16 protein-coding genes are annotated in these 12,776 nt (G+C 57.4%); 10 read left to right on the top strand and 6 right to left on the bottom strand.

The window, feature by feature from the left end; genetic code table 11:
* Positions 1-47: 47 nt before the first annotated feature.
* Together aroA and cmk are read left to right on the top strand one after the other, a co-directional pair.
* Positions 48-1,394: a 3-phosphoshikimate 1-carboxyvinyltransferase gene (gene aroA, locus GOW93_RS13800; RefSeq protein WP_170385226.1), complete on the top strand. Its 1,347-nt coding sequence runs from the start codon at positions 48-50 to the stop codon at positions 1,392-1,394.
* The gene (cmk, locus tag GOW93_RS13795; protein ID WP_170385223.1) at positions 1,391-2,008 is read left to right on the top strand and encodes a (d)CMP kinase; all 618 of its coding nucleotides are present in this window, start codon (positions 1,391-1,393) and stop codon (positions 2,006-2,008) included. Before aroA ends, cmk begins: the two co-directional genes overlap by 4 nt.
* Positions 2,009-2,026: 18 nt before the next feature.
* On the opposite strand, the gene GOW93_RS13790 is transcribed toward cmk, so the two are convergent.
* Entirely contained in the window at positions 2,027-2,506 is a 480-nt protein-coding gene (locus tag GOW93_RS13790) for a YHS domain-containing (seleno)protein (RefSeq protein WP_170385221.1), read from the bottom strand.
* A 218-nt stretch (positions 2,507-2,724) separates the two neighbouring features.
* Here GOW93_RS13790 and GOW93_RS13785 point away from each other — a divergent pair, with 218 nt between their 5' ends.
* Positions 2,725-3,249, top strand: a complete 525-nt coding sequence (locus GOW93_RS13785) for a hypothetical protein (RefSeq protein WP_170385219.1) — start codon at positions 2,725-2,727, stop codon at positions 3,247-3,249.
* Positions 3,250-3,264: 15 nt separating this feature from the next.
* Here the strand turns inward: GOW93_RS13785 and GOW93_RS13780 are convergent, their stop codons facing one another.
* Positions 3,265-3,672: a hypothetical protein gene (locus GOW93_RS13780; protein WP_170385216.1), complete on the bottom strand. Its 408-nt coding sequence runs from the start codon at positions 3,670-3,672 to the stop codon at positions 3,265-3,267.
* A 188-nt stretch (positions 3,673-3,860) separates the two neighbouring features.
* Between GOW93_RS13780 and GOW93_RS13775 the strand changes: the two genes are divergently transcribed.
* From GOW93_RS13775 to trpB, 7 genes are all read left to right on the top strand, one after another.
* Positions 3,861-4,160 carry a DUF6525 family protein gene (locus GOW93_RS13775; RefSeq protein WP_254443587.1) on the top strand — a complete coding sequence of 100 codons (300 nt, stop codon included), beginning with the start codon at positions 3,861-3,863 and terminating at the stop codon, positions 4,158-4,160.
* 265 nt (positions 4,161-4,425) lie between these two features.
* Positions 4,426-6,102, top strand: a complete 1,677-nt coding sequence (gene rpsA, locus GOW93_RS13770; protein ID WP_039532111.1) for a 30S ribosomal protein S1 — start codon at positions 4,426-4,428, stop codon at positions 6,100-6,102.
* A gap of 271 nt (positions 6,103-6,373) precedes the next feature.
* Positions 6,374-6,658, top strand: a complete 285-nt coding sequence (gene ihfB, locus GOW93_RS13765) for an integration host factor subunit beta (RefSeq protein WP_170385213.1) — start codon at positions 6,374-6,376, stop codon at positions 6,656-6,658.
* Between the two features lie 6 nt (positions 6,659-6,664).
* Entirely contained in the window at positions 6,665-7,015 is a 351-nt protein-coding gene (locus GOW93_RS13760) for a lipopolysaccharide assembly protein LapA domain-containing protein (protein ID WP_170385432.1), read from the top strand.
* 5 nt (positions 7,016-7,020) lie between these two features.
* Positions 7,021-7,665 (top strand): phosphoribosylanthranilate isomerase, encoded by a 645-nt coding sequence (locus GOW93_RS13755; protein WP_170385210.1) that lies wholly within the window; start codon positions 7,021-7,023, stop codon positions 7,663-7,665.
* Positions 7,666-7,712: 47 nt separating this feature from the next.
* Positions 7,713-8,048, top strand: a complete 336-nt coding sequence (locus GOW93_RS13750) for a DUF3291 domain-containing protein (RefSeq protein WP_170385207.1) — start codon at positions 7,713-7,715, stop codon at positions 8,046-8,048.
* Positions 8,049-8,115: 67 nt separating this feature from the next.
* Positions 8,116-9,363, top strand: coding sequence for a tryptophan synthase subunit beta (gene trpB, locus GOW93_RS13745; protein WP_170385204.1), 1,248 nt, complete (start codon positions 8,116-8,118; stop codon positions 9,361-9,363).
* Positions 9,364-9,450: 87 nt separating this feature from the next.
* On the opposite strand, the gene GOW93_RS13740 is transcribed toward trpB, so the two are convergent.
* The 4 genes from GOW93_RS13740 to GOW93_RS13725 form a co-directional block, all read right to left on the bottom strand.
* A complete protein-coding gene (locus tag GOW93_RS13740; protein WP_170385201.1) occupies positions 9,451-9,828 on the bottom strand; it encodes a DUF2237 family protein in 378 nt (125 codons plus the stop codon).
* A gap of 9 nt (positions 9,829-9,837) precedes the next feature.
* A complete protein-coding gene (locus tag GOW93_RS13735; protein WP_170385198.1) occupies positions 9,838-11,001 on the bottom strand; it encodes a serine hydrolase domain-containing protein in 1,164 nt (387 codons plus the stop codon).
* An 81-nt stretch (positions 11,002-11,082) separates the two neighbouring features.
* Positions 11,083-11,763: an aminoacyl-tRNA hydrolase gene (pth, locus tag GOW93_RS13730; RefSeq protein WP_170385195.1), complete on the bottom strand. Its 681-nt coding sequence runs from the start codon at positions 11,761-11,763 to the stop codon at positions 11,083-11,085.
* 128 nt (positions 11,764-11,891) lie between these two features.
* Positions 11,892-12,545 carry a 50S ribosomal protein L25/general stress protein Ctc gene (locus tag GOW93_RS13725; RefSeq protein WP_170385193.1) on the bottom strand — a complete coding sequence of 218 codons (654 nt, stop codon included), beginning with the start codon at positions 12,543-12,545 and terminating at the stop codon, positions 11,892-11,894.
* Positions 12,546-12,776 lie beyond the last annotated feature (231 nt).

Here is a 12,776-nt window from a genome sequence, read left to right as displayed (position 1 = left end):
CCAATTCGCTAATCCGCCTTGAACTGATAGCGAAAACAGGAGCCCCCATGTCCGGACACGGCACGCCCATCCCGATGACCTCGCATCCCTGCGGCCCGCTGACCGGCACGGCAGAGGTGCCCGGTGACAAGTCGATCTCGCACCGGTCGCTGATCTTGGGCGCTATGGCCGTGGGTGAAACCAAGATCTCGGGCCTGTTAGAGGGCGAAGACGTTCTGGACACGGCCAAGGCCATGCGCGCTTTTGGTGCCGAGGTCACAGATCATGGTGATGGCGAATGGACTGTGCATGGTGTAGGCGTTGGTGGTTTCGCCGAGCCCGACCAAGTGATCGACTGTGGTAACTCGGGCACCGGTGTGCGGCTAATCATGGGCGCGATGGCGACCTGCCCGATCACCGCGACATTCACCGGCGATGCCAGCCTGAACAAACGCCCGATGGCGCGTGTGACCGATCCACTGGCGCTGTTTGGTACGCAATCTGTCGGGCGCGCGGGCGGGCGGCTACCGATGACCATCGTAGGCGCCGCTGAGCCGGTGCCGGTCCGCTACGAGGTTCCCGTGCCGTCGGCACAGGTGAAATCCGCAGTGCTACTGGCCGGTCTGAACGCGCCGGGCAAGACTGTAGTGATTGAGAAAGAGGCCACACGCGATCACTCCGAACGGATGCTCGCGGGCTTTGGGGCGGAAATCACCGTCGAGGATACTGATGAGGGCCGCGTGATAACTCTGACCGGTCGCCCCGAATTGAAACCTCAGGTCATCTCTGTTCCGCGCGATCCGTCCAGCGCGGCATTCCCTGTTTGTGCGGCACTGATCACGCCCGGCTCGGATGTACTAGTGCCGGGCATTGGCCTGAACCCGACGCGCGCGGGACTGTTCACCACTCTGCGCGAGATGGGGGCCGATCTGACCTATGAGAACGAACGCGAAGAAGGCGGCGAACCAGTCGCTGATTTGCGCGCGAAATACTCGCCGAACATGAAGGGCATAAATGTGCCGCCGGAACGCGCGGCCTCGATGATTGACGAATACCCGGTTCTTTCCGTGATTGCGGCGAATGCGACCGGCACGACGATGATGGGCGGCGTGAAAGAGCTGCGCGTCAAGGAAAGTGACCGGATCGATGCCATGGCGCGCGGGCTGCGAGCCAATGGTGTGACCGTCGACGAAGGTGAAGACTGGTGGTCGGTCGACGGGCTGGGCATCGGTAACGTCCCTGGCGGCGGAACATGTGAGAGCTTTTTGGATCACCGCATTGCCATGTCGTTCATGGTTATGGGCATGGGTGCGAAAACTCCGGTTTCGGTGGATGATGGCGGACCGATTGCGACCTCTTTCCCGATATTCGAACCGCTGATGGCGGCGCTGGGTGCAAAGGTCGAACGCACATGAGTTTCACCGTTGCCATCGACGGTCCTGCAGCCGCAGGCAAAGGCACGATTTCGAAAGGGGTCGCGGCGCATTTTGGCTTTGCGCATCTGGACACGGGTCTGTTGTACCGCGCTGTTGGACGCCGGACTTTGGACGGAACCGACCCTATTGCCGCTGCCGAAGCGTTGAGCGCCGAGGAGTTGGAACAGGGCGATCTGCGCACTGCTGACATCGCGCAGGCGGCCTCGAAGGTTGCGGTGATCCCCGAGGTGCGCGCAGCTCTGGTCGATTTTCAGCGCGCGTTTGCTCGCCGCTCCGGCGGCGCGGTTCTGGATGGGCGCGATATTGGGACGGTGATCTGCCCTGAGGCCGAGGTGAAGATATTTGTCACCGCGAGTGCCGAGGTGCGCGCCGAACGTCGTTATCTTGAGTTGAGCGCAAAAGGCACCGACCTCACACGTGATCAGGTTCTGGCAGATGTGCGCGAACGCGATGCACGGGATGCCGAACGTAGCACGGCGCCAATGAAGCCCGCAGATGATGCTGTTTTGCTGGATACATCCGATCTGAGCATCCAAGACGCCTTGGCTCAGGCCGTGGCGCTTATCGAACGGAAACGCCCCGCAGCGTTTTAAGACCGCGGGGCAGGGGGGTTACAGCTCGCCGACCGCGATGCTTTTGATGCTCGCCCACTGATCGTCGGCGGTTTTTGCGGTTGTCGCCACATCTTCCAGGAACGCCGCGCGTGTTTCGGCATTCAGGAACAGATAAAGTTTGCCATCCGCAACCAGATACTGATCCGGGTCACCGTCGAACTTTTTTCCGACCGAAACGCCAAACGAGCAGAACCCGCCGTGCTGTGGCAGGTAGGCAGCAGGGTTGGCCTCAAAAGCCTCGCGGTTCGCCACGCTGGTAAAGTAGTATGACGCACCGTCATAGGTGGCAGAGTGGGTGGCAAAGCCTTCGACCGGATTGCCGTCATCGACCAGCGCCACAAGATCGACGCCATGTGCGGCCAGCGGCGCACCTGCGGCCGAGATACCGTTCGAGACGTTAATCTCATCCGCCGCAAATACAGGTGCAGCGACTAGGGGTAAGGTAGCGATCAAAGCGCTCAGGATCACAGATTTCATTGCGTTTTCCTTTCATGTTCAGGAATGGGCTGACGGGGCTGCCAACCGCTGAAACATATTTAGGTGGGTGTTTTTGAACGAGCTATCGCAGTTAGCTCGGCAAACTTTGCAGATCGTTCAAAGTTGCGGCGATACGGGAAATGCTCTTCACTAAGCTTTGTTTGGCCAGAGCGCGATCGGCTTCCTATGGTTAGCTTGTAGCCTTCAGGAGAGATGCCATGATCCGACTAGCCCTAATGCTGATTTTTCTGGCCGGAAGTCTGGCTGCGCAGGAAGCGCCAGAAGCTGAACCTCCGATGGACTATGAGCGCTTGGGCAAGATCATATTTGCGCTCGACCCTGAGGCGCAGCCCAGCGGCCCCGGCTTTCAGCTGACCGTATCGGATGTGCCGATGCTGGTCATCACCGACACCAATGCTGACCGGATGCGTGCCATGGTTCCGATCCGCAGCGCCGAGGGCCTGACCGCAGAAGACATGCAGCGCATGATGCAAGCCAATTTCGACAGCGCCTTGGATGCGCGCTATGCGATTGCCAACGGGATGCTGTGGGCGGCCTTCATTCATCCGTTATCGCCGCTGGAGAAGGATCAGTTGATTTCGGGCTTGGCGCAAACGGTGAATATCGCCAAGACCTATGGCTCACTCTATTCCGGTGGAGCGCAGCAATTTGGTGGGGGCGACAGCGGAAATCTTCAGCGTGAACTGATCGAAGAATTGCTGAAGAAGGGCGAAGAAATCTGAAACGGTGATTGGGTTTTACGCTGGAGCGGGTACTGGCGTCCGGTCACCCAGCAGATATCGGATCGTATCTGCATAGTCGAAAGCCAGTGAAATCGCGATGATCAGCAGCACCACCCGAATGATCCATTTAGGAGCCGTAGGCACGTCTTCGCGGCCCTGCTGCCTCCACAAGTAATAGGCAAGCGGCGTCCAGAATACGGCATGGCCCAGCCCCATCAGTCGGACATATCCAAGCTGGTTGAAGATCAGCAGAACCCCGGCTGCGGCCAGTATGCTGCCCAGCAACGTGATGATTGCCGTCAGACGTGTTTTCTTCCAGATCAGTAGAGAGACCGGCAACACGAAGGCGCAAAAGCTCAGAATTTTCATCCATATCTGAATCCACTGGGGCTGCTGTGCAACGATGAGGTTGAACTCTTCCATGAACTGACATCTCCGGTTCGCATGTGTGAATCCACTGGTGCCGTGTTGATTCAAAACGCGCAACCAACAGGCATTTTTTTCAACGGAATGTGAGATCGGCGGTCTTGGCTCGGTTCTTGTATCTCAGTTCGAATTGCGCTCAGATTTTTAACATGTAATAACATTGCTTAAAATGGAGCGCAAAAAGAATGACTTCGGGCAGAGCCCAGCGACGACCGCATCCGGCAGGCAAGTCCGGTCGTAACCTGCAAAGCAATCTTAAGCGTCGTAAGCGGCAAAATCCGCCAATGCAGGCTTATGACGCGTTGCCCCCGCAATTAAGAAAATGGTTGGCACAAGCCTGTTTGCCGTGGAGCCCGACCTCGGCCTTGAAGATATGGAATAACGCGGGCGGTGGGAACGATCCATCGGCTGCGATTGTTCGTCTGGATTCGGTGGAACAGGCTATGTTGCGTCGGGACGCCGGTGTGTGGGGCGGGAACAGGTGACGTGATCGCGCCGACAATATTCGATCAAGCCTTGGAAATATGGGCTTTACCCTTGCACACGCCGCAGAATCCGCCTATACGCGCGCTGTCTGAACAAGGGCGGTTAACGTCCGGATGACGTATCTGAGCAGGGCCGGGTTACCTCGGCCCTTTGTGTTTGTGTAATCGGATGCGCCCCGGATCACGCCCGGTGAAGGCATTGAACAAGACCGGCGGAGACAACCGCTCGGCCAGCAAAAACGTATGTAAAGGAAAACAACGCCACATGGCTAACGCATCCATGGAGGAATTCGAAGCCCTCCTAAATGAAAGCTTCGAAATGGACACACCCGAAGAGGGTTCTGTTGTCAAAGGCAAGGTTCTGGCGATCGAAGCCGGCCAAGCCATCATCGACGTCGGCTACAAAATGGAAGGCCGCGTTGATCTGAAAGAATTCGCAAATCCCGGCGAAGCCCCTGAAATCGCTGTAGGCGACGAGGTCGAAGTTTACCTGCGCGCCGCAGAAAACGCCCGTGGCGAAGCCGTCATCTCACGCGAGATGGCCCGCCGTGAAGAGGCATGGGACCGTCTGGAAAAAGCATATGCCGACGACCAGCGTGTCGAAGGTGCAATTTTCGGTCGCGTCAAAGGTGGCTTCACCGTCGATCTGGGTGGCGCAGTTGCGTTCCTACCCGGTTCGCAGGTTGATGTTCGCCCCGTGCGTGACGCTGGCCCGCTGATGGGTCTGAAGCAGCCGTTCCAGATTCTGAAAATGGACCGTCGTCGTGGCAACATCGTTGTTTCGCGTCGCGCAATCCTGGAAGAATCGCGTGCCGAACAGCGTGCCGAAGTTATCGGCAACCTGTCCGAAGGTCAGACCGTCGAGGGTGTCGTCAAGAACATCACCGAATACGGTGCATTTGTTGACCTGGGCGGCGTTGACGGCCTGCTGCACGTCACTGACATGGCATGGCGTCGTGTGAACCACCCGTCCGAGATCCTGACGATCGGCGAAACCATCAAGGTTCAGGTCATCAAGATCAACAAAGAGACCCACCGCATCAGCCTGGGCATGAAGCAGCTGCAGGAAGATCCGTGGGATCTGGTTGCTGCCAAGTACCCGCTGGGCTCGGTCCATCAGGGTCGCGTCACCAACATCACCGACTACGGCGCGTTCGTCGAGCTGGAAGCCGGTGTCGAAGGTCTGGTGCACGTGTCCGAAATGTCCTGGACAAAGAAAAACGTCCACCCCGGCAAAATCGTTTCGACCAGCCAGGAAGTCGACGTCATGGTTCTGGAAATCGACGGCGCCAAGCGTCGCGTGTCTCTGGGCCTGAAGCAGACTCAGCGCAACCCGTGGGAAGTGTTTGCAGAAACACACCCCGAGGGCACCGAGGTCGAGGGCGAAGTCAAGAACATCACCGAATTCGGTCTGTTCATTGGCCTCGAAGGCGACATCGACGGCATGGTTCACCTGTCCGACCTGTCGTGGGACGAGCGTGGCGAGGATGCGATCCAGAACTACCGCAAAGGCGACATGGTTTCGGCCGTTGTCTCGGAAGTTGACGTCGAAAAAGAGCGTATCTCGCTGTCGATCAAAGCCCTGGGCGGTGACAAGTTCGCCGAAGCCGTGGGCGGCGTGAAGCGTGGCTCGGTCATCACCGTTGAGGTCACCGCAATCGAAGATGGCGGCATCGAGGTCGAATACGAAGGCATGAAATCGTTCATCCGTCGTTCGGACCTGTCGCGTGACCGTGCTGAGCAGCGCCCCGAGCGTTTCTCGGTCGGTGACAAGGTCGACGTCCGCGTCACCAACGTCGATAGCAAGACCCGCCGTCTGGGCCTGTCAATCAAGGCACGCGAGATCGCCGAAGAGAAAGAGGCCGTGGAACAGTACGGTTCTTCGGACTCGGGTGCATCGCTGGGCGACATCCTAGGTGCAGCGCTGAAGTCCGGCGACTAAGCTCAGGCCCAAGCCTAAACCGAATTTACGGCCCCGCGTTGATACGCGGGGCCGTTTTTGTTGCGAATCAATATGTTCCGATTTTTGGGCTTTATTCACCTCTCGTTCATGCATTTGGCTTCAAATCTGTGCTCACAAGCAAAAAATCGCGTGACATGGTTGGAAAATTAGGGCTTTGCACACAGAGTTGACGTTCCCCCGAACCTCGTTTTTTTCTATACTGTCCAAATAAATAGAGATGACTAACCGGTCACCTGGGAGGGTAACGCTCATGATCCGTTCAGAACTGATTCAGAAAATCGCCGACGAGAACCCGCATCTTTATCAGCGTGACGTCGAGCGTATTGTGAATACTGTGTTCGAAGAGGTGACCGATGCCATGGCGCGCGGTGACCGGGTGGAACTGCGCGGATTTGGTGCATTTTCAGTTAAACAACGCGATGCACGCATCGGTCGTAACCCTCGAACCGGCGAAACTGTTCAGGTTGAAGAGAAATGTGTGCCATTTTTCAAAACTGGCAAGTTGCTTAGGGACCGTTTGAACGGTAAAGCCTAGGGCATGATGCGCTACATTCGATATGCTTTTCTGGCGACCCTCGGGATCGTGCTTATTTCCGTCTCGTTGGCCAATCGTGAGTCGGTTCAGTTGACGCTGATGCCGGAACCTTTTGCCGAGCTTTTGGGCTTTAACCTGAGCACATCACTGCCGCTGTTCGTCGTGGTGCTGGGTGGTGTTATCGCGGGTCTGATCATTGGCTTTCTGTGGGAATGGCTGCGCGAGCACAAGCACCGGCGGGATGCCTCGGCGAAGACAAGCGAAGTTCGCAAGCTTGAGCGTGAGGTCAAAAAGCTCAAGAAAAAGCAGAACGAAGGTCAGGACGAGGTTCTGGCCCTGCTGGACGAGGCCAGCTAAGCGGCATGTCTACTAAAATCAGCGTGAAAATCTGCGGCCTGACCGCCCCGGAACACGTACGCGCGGCAGTTGATGCCGGGGCGCGCTATGTTGGGTTCGTTTTCTTTCCCAAGTCACCGCGTCATCTGGAAATACAAACCGCAGCTGATCTGTCTCATTTGGTGCCTGCCGGGGTCGCCAAAGTCGCGCTGACCGTGAATGCGTCAGACGAAGATCTTGACCGTATCACCGCCGCTGTGCCGCTGGACATGTTGCAGTTGCACGGAAAGGAAAGCCCCGAACGCGTGGCTGACGTTCGCGACCGGTTCGGCCTGCCGGTGATGAAAGCGGTAGGTGTTGCCGAGGCCGAAGATCTTGCCGCGATTGATCTGTATTCCGAAGTTGCTGACCAATTGCTGATAGATGCCAAGCCACCACGCAATTCGGAACTGCCGGGCGGCAACGGGTTGGCTTTTGACTGGCGCCTTCTGGCAGGGCGTAAATACTGGCGGCGTCCGTGGATGTTGGCCGGAGGGTTGACGCCTGACAACGTGGCTGAGGCCATGCGCATGACCGGTGCTCGGCAGGTTGATGTGTCGTCGGGCGTGGAAAGCGCCCCTGGGGTCAAGGACGTCGATCTGATCCAAGCCTTTATCAACGCAACGCGGTGATCTGATCGTGCGGTGGCTGCGTATCCCCGGTAGGGGAGGATGCAGTCATGCTGGCAGCGATTGGCGGGGTTTCTTTGAAACGTTGGTATTACGCACCGGAATTTCACTGGCGGGCGCACAAAGCACTCAATCAGGCGCGCGGTGATCCTTTGTGCCTTCACGCGGGGGTGTTTTCGCATCAGGAAATGTATTTCTCGCTGAGCGTCTGGCACGACGCCGAGGCGATGCTGACCTTTGCCTATTCCGGCCCGCATCGACAGCTCATGCAGGCTGCAGAGCGTCTGGCCGATCTGAACGGTTTCTATCATTTCCCCTGTCTGGGCGTACCAAGCAGGGATCAGGCTCTGCAGGTCTGGGAACTGAATTATCAAGCAGCGGGTTAGTGCGTTTTGCCATGGCAAATCCCGTCGCCACCTCCTATGAACAACGGGTACGACGATGGAGACACCCATGGCCAACGATCTTTTCAATTCCTTCATGTCCGGCCCCGACGAGCAGGGCCGCTTTGGTATTTTTGGCGGACGGTTCGTCAGCGAAACGCTGATGCCCCTGATCTTGTCTTTGGAAGAGGAATACGAGAAGGCCAAAGACGATCAAACCTTCTGGGCTGAGATGGATGATCTGTGGGCGAACTACGTAGGCCGACCCTCGCCGTTGTATTTTGCCGAACGCCTGACCGAGCACCTGGGCGGTGCGAAGATTTATCTGAAACGTGACGAGCTGAACCACACCGGCGCGCATAAGATCAACAACGTGTTGGGTCAGATCATTCTGGCGCGGCGCATGGGCAAGACCCGGATCATTGCGGAAACCGGGGCAGGGCAGCACGGCGTGGCAACCGCGACTGTCTGTGCCAAGTTCGGTCTGAAATGTGTGGTCTATATGGGCGCGCATGACGTGCAGCGTCAGGCACCCAACGTGTTCCGCATGCGTCTGCTGGGGGCCGAAGTTATTCCGGTAACCTCGGGTCGTGGTACGTTGAAAGACGCCATGAACGACGCGTTGCGCGATTGGGTGACCAATGTGCGCGACACGTTCTACTGCATCGGCACCGTGGCCGGTCCGCATCCGTACCCGGCGATGGTCCGCGATTTCCAGTCGATCATTGGCAAGGAAGCCAAGGAACAGATGCAGAAGGCCGAAGGCCGTCTGCCCGACACCATCATTGCCGCCATTGGCGGTGGTTCGAATGCGATGGGCCTGTTCTACCCGTTTCTCGACGATAAGTCGGTCAACATCATCGGTGTCGAGGCCGGCGGCAAGGGCGTGAACGAAAAGATGGAGCATTGCGCCTCGCTTACCGGCGGCCGTCCGGGCGTTCTGCATGGAAACCGGACCTATCTGCTACAGGATGATGATGGGCAGATTCTGGAAGGGTACTCGATCTCGGCCGGTCTGGATTATCCCGGTATCGGTCCTGAACATTCCTGGCTGAACGATATTGGTCGGGCGAACTATGTCTCGATCACCGACAAAGAAGCGCTGGAGGCCTTCCAACTGTGCTGCGCAACCGAGGGCATCATCCCCGCGCTGGAGCCCAGTCACGCGCTGGCACACGTAATGAAGATAGCGCCTGATCTGCCCAAGGATCACCTGATCTGCATGAACATGTGCGGGCGGGGCGACAAGGACGTTCAGACCGTGGCCAAATATCTGAACTTTGACATGTCGGATACCGAAGGCCGCTCGGCGGACTAATAAACCATCATTTTAGACAATTTGGCGGCCCTCATCTGGAGACAGATGGGGGGCGTATTGGTTTAACCAGCCGGTTGATTTGGGTGATCAGGCCTGGTTGGCGGCGTATTGTGTGAGAATGTCCAACGGCACCACATCCAGCGCCCGCTGATGAGTGGCCTCAAGATGCACCTTGGGCGCGCAGCCCTCGTCATGGGCCTGCAAGAACCGACCGGCGCACAAGCACCAACTGTCACCGGGTTTCAGGCCCTGAAAGTCGAACTCGGGGCGCGGCGTGCTGAGGTCGTTTCCGACATATTTCGAAAAGGCCAGAAACTCGGCAGTCATGACTGCGCAGACCGTGTGACTTCCCTGATCTTCGGGGCATGTGTTACAGGCCCCGTCCCGAAAGAATCCGGTCAGCGGGTCACTTGAACAGGGGGCGAGTACTCCGCCCAACACATTGATACTGTCTTGTTTTTGCATGAGCCCACCTTACAGGCTTTGAGCGATCTTGCGGAACATTTCTATGTTTGCCTCGTTGATACCCGGATCGCGGAACTTGCGATCTGCTCCGGTCGTCACGATCAAAACGCCGCGCGGCTGATCGAAATAGAGGTATTGGCCGTAAACGCCACGGGCCAGAAATTCGCCTTCATGCGCGCCCAAGGGTATCCACCACTGGTAGCCATAGCCAATCTCACCTGGCGCGGTCGGGGCACTGGGCAGAACAGATTCGGCAATCCAGTCCGCTGGCACCAACTGTTCGCCATTGTGTCTGCCGTTCTGCAGGATCATCTGACCAAATCGGGCAAAGTCGCGGGTGGTAAAGTTCAGCCCACCAAGCACAAAGGCAACCCCGGCACCGTCGGTTACATAATAGCCATCATACTCAAGCCCCAAGGGCTGGATGATCTTCTCAGTCAACAACTCTGTCACGCTGCGCCCGGTGGCGCCGCGTATCACCATGCCGATCACATGGGTATCGATTGACACGTATTGCCAAGTTTCGCCCGGTGTTGCGAAGCTATCCTGCAGCGAGGCCGTGAAGTCATCCAGCTCGCCACCCAAGGCAATGACGCGGCCCATCCGGTTGATGTCAGATTTGGGGTCGAAGTAATCCTCGTCGAAGATGACACCGCTTGCCATATTCAGAACGTTACGGATCGAGGCGCCATGATAGGCCGTACCCTGCAATTCAGGCGCGTATTTCACCACAGGGTCGTCCAACGATTGGATCGCACCTTCTGTCAGCAGAATGCCGAACAGGGCCGAGAGATAGCTTTTGGCGACCGACCACGAAATTCGGCGATCATCGGGGCCGGTGCCTAGATAGTATTCTTCGAACCGGATCTGCCCGTCCTGCATGACCAGCAGGGAGGTCACGGCGCGGTCCTCGATCCAATTGTCAGTACCCTCGGGCAGCTCAAAACCGGGACCGTATGGCAATTCCCAAGTTGGCCCATTCCCGCGTGGTAAGCTGACCGTCAAGAAAGCTTTGTCCATGTTAGAGAAGTTATGAACGATCTTTTCTTCGGAAAACAATGAGTTCACGGCCATCAGGCGCTGAATCTCTTCGCGTTTCCAGAACCCAACAACAACTGCGGCCAGCGCCAGCATCAAAAGGATGCGCAGCATCCATTTCAACACAGCTCTCATAGTTTGCCTCCCTTTTCCTGCCACATTGGAGCGCGCCGAACGCCAATCTGCAATCGGGACGTAGCGGCAAGGTGATTAGCCTTACTTGAACTTGTCCAGCAGCTTTTGCATGGCCGAGCGTTCGTCCACCTCGGGTTCAGGGGCGGGCTTGGATGCCGTCTTTGGTTCCTTGGCAGGTGATTTTGACGATCGCGGCGGGGCGGTGTGCAGGGCGACCGCGTTCATGAACTTGCCGCTTTCCCCATTGGCCAGATACCCCGCACCGTCAGCTACGCCTCGCAGCACATCTTTCAGCCAATCGGCATCAGCCTTGGCAAAGTCCCCCAGAACATAAGGTGAGACCATCTCCTTCCGGCCCGGATGGCCAATACCCAAACGCACCCGATCATAGGCCGGGCTGATATGTTCGTGAATCGATCGCAGTCCGTTGTGCCCGGCATGCCCTCCGCCCGCCTTGACGCGGACCTTACCGGGGGCAAGGTCCAATTCATCGTGAAAGACGGTTACGTCGGTCGAATCGAGCTTGTAGAAGCGCATCGCCTCGCCCACGGATTGACCCGAGCGGTTCATGAAGGTTTGCGGCTTGACCAGCAGCACCTTTTCGCTGCCCAGACGCCCTTCGGCGATCTCGGCCTGAAACTTGGATTTCCATGGGCCAAAACTGTGGTCTTCGGCAATCCGGTCCACGGCCATGAAGCCGATATTGTGCCGGTTGTGGGCGTATTTCGACCCAGGGTTACCCAACCCGACAAACAGTTTCATAGTATCGTCCTTGTGCAGCGCAGGGGGTTGATGGCACGGAATGCCATTCACTTTCCAGCCCGCTACGCAAAAAGAAAACGGGGCTCAAAGTGAGCCCCGTTTCAAAATCCGAATATTTGGATCCGGATTTATTCTTCTGCTTCTTCCTGACCGACGACTTCAACTTCGTCTGCGGCCACTTCTTCACCTTCTTCGTCGTCGCTGGTCGACAGACCGGTCGGTGCCGAAACGTTCGCGATCACGAAGTCGCGGTCGATGGTCGGCTTGGTGCCTGCGGGCAGGTCAACCGAAGAAATGGTGACAACGTCGTTAATGTTCATTCCGGTCACGTCAACGACGATCTTTTCAGGAATGTCACCGGCGGTGCACATCAGTTCAACTTCCGGACGGACAACAGTCAGAACACCGCCCTTTTTGATGCCGGGTGCTTCGTCCTCGTTGATGAACTCAACGGGGATGAACAGCGCGATCTTGGTGGTCCGACGCAAGCGCATCAGGTCCAGGTGGGTCGGCAGGTCTTTGACAACGTCACGCTGAACGTCGCGGCAGATGACGCGGACGTCTTCGTGGCCTTCAACCTTCAGGTTCCACAGGGTCGACTTGAACCGGCCTGCTTTCAGGCGCTTGAACAGGACGTTGAACGGGATCTGGATCGGCAGCGGCTCTTTATCGCCACCAAAAACAATGCCCGGAACCATGCCGTCGCGGCGTGCCTGACGAGCGGCGCCCTTGCCTGTCCCCGTCCGTTCCAGAGCTACGAGATCAGGAATCTCTCCAGCCATGATAAATTCTCCAATGTTAGGGCGGGCATCCTCCAAGGCTGTATGCCCGCGTGAAGCCGCGTCCTTATCTCGATTCATTGTGTTTGGAAAGGGGTTTTTGACGGTTTGTCTTTTTGCGAGGCTCTGCCTCGCGCTCCGCGATATTTTTAGCCAGATGAATAGAGGATCCGCAACTTCATCTGGCCAGAAATATCTTGGGGGAGCCGTCCGCAGGGCGGCGGGGGCAGAGCC

This window comes from Ruegeria atlantica, assembly GCF_013032455.1.
In the GTDB taxonomy this organism is placed as follows: Bacteria; Pseudomonadota; Alphaproteobacteria; order Rhodobacterales; family Rhodobacteraceae; genus Ruegeria; species Ruegeria atlantica_B.
Note: the sequence above shows the minus strand (reverse complement) of the source record. Positions and strands in the feature narration are given on the sequence as shown.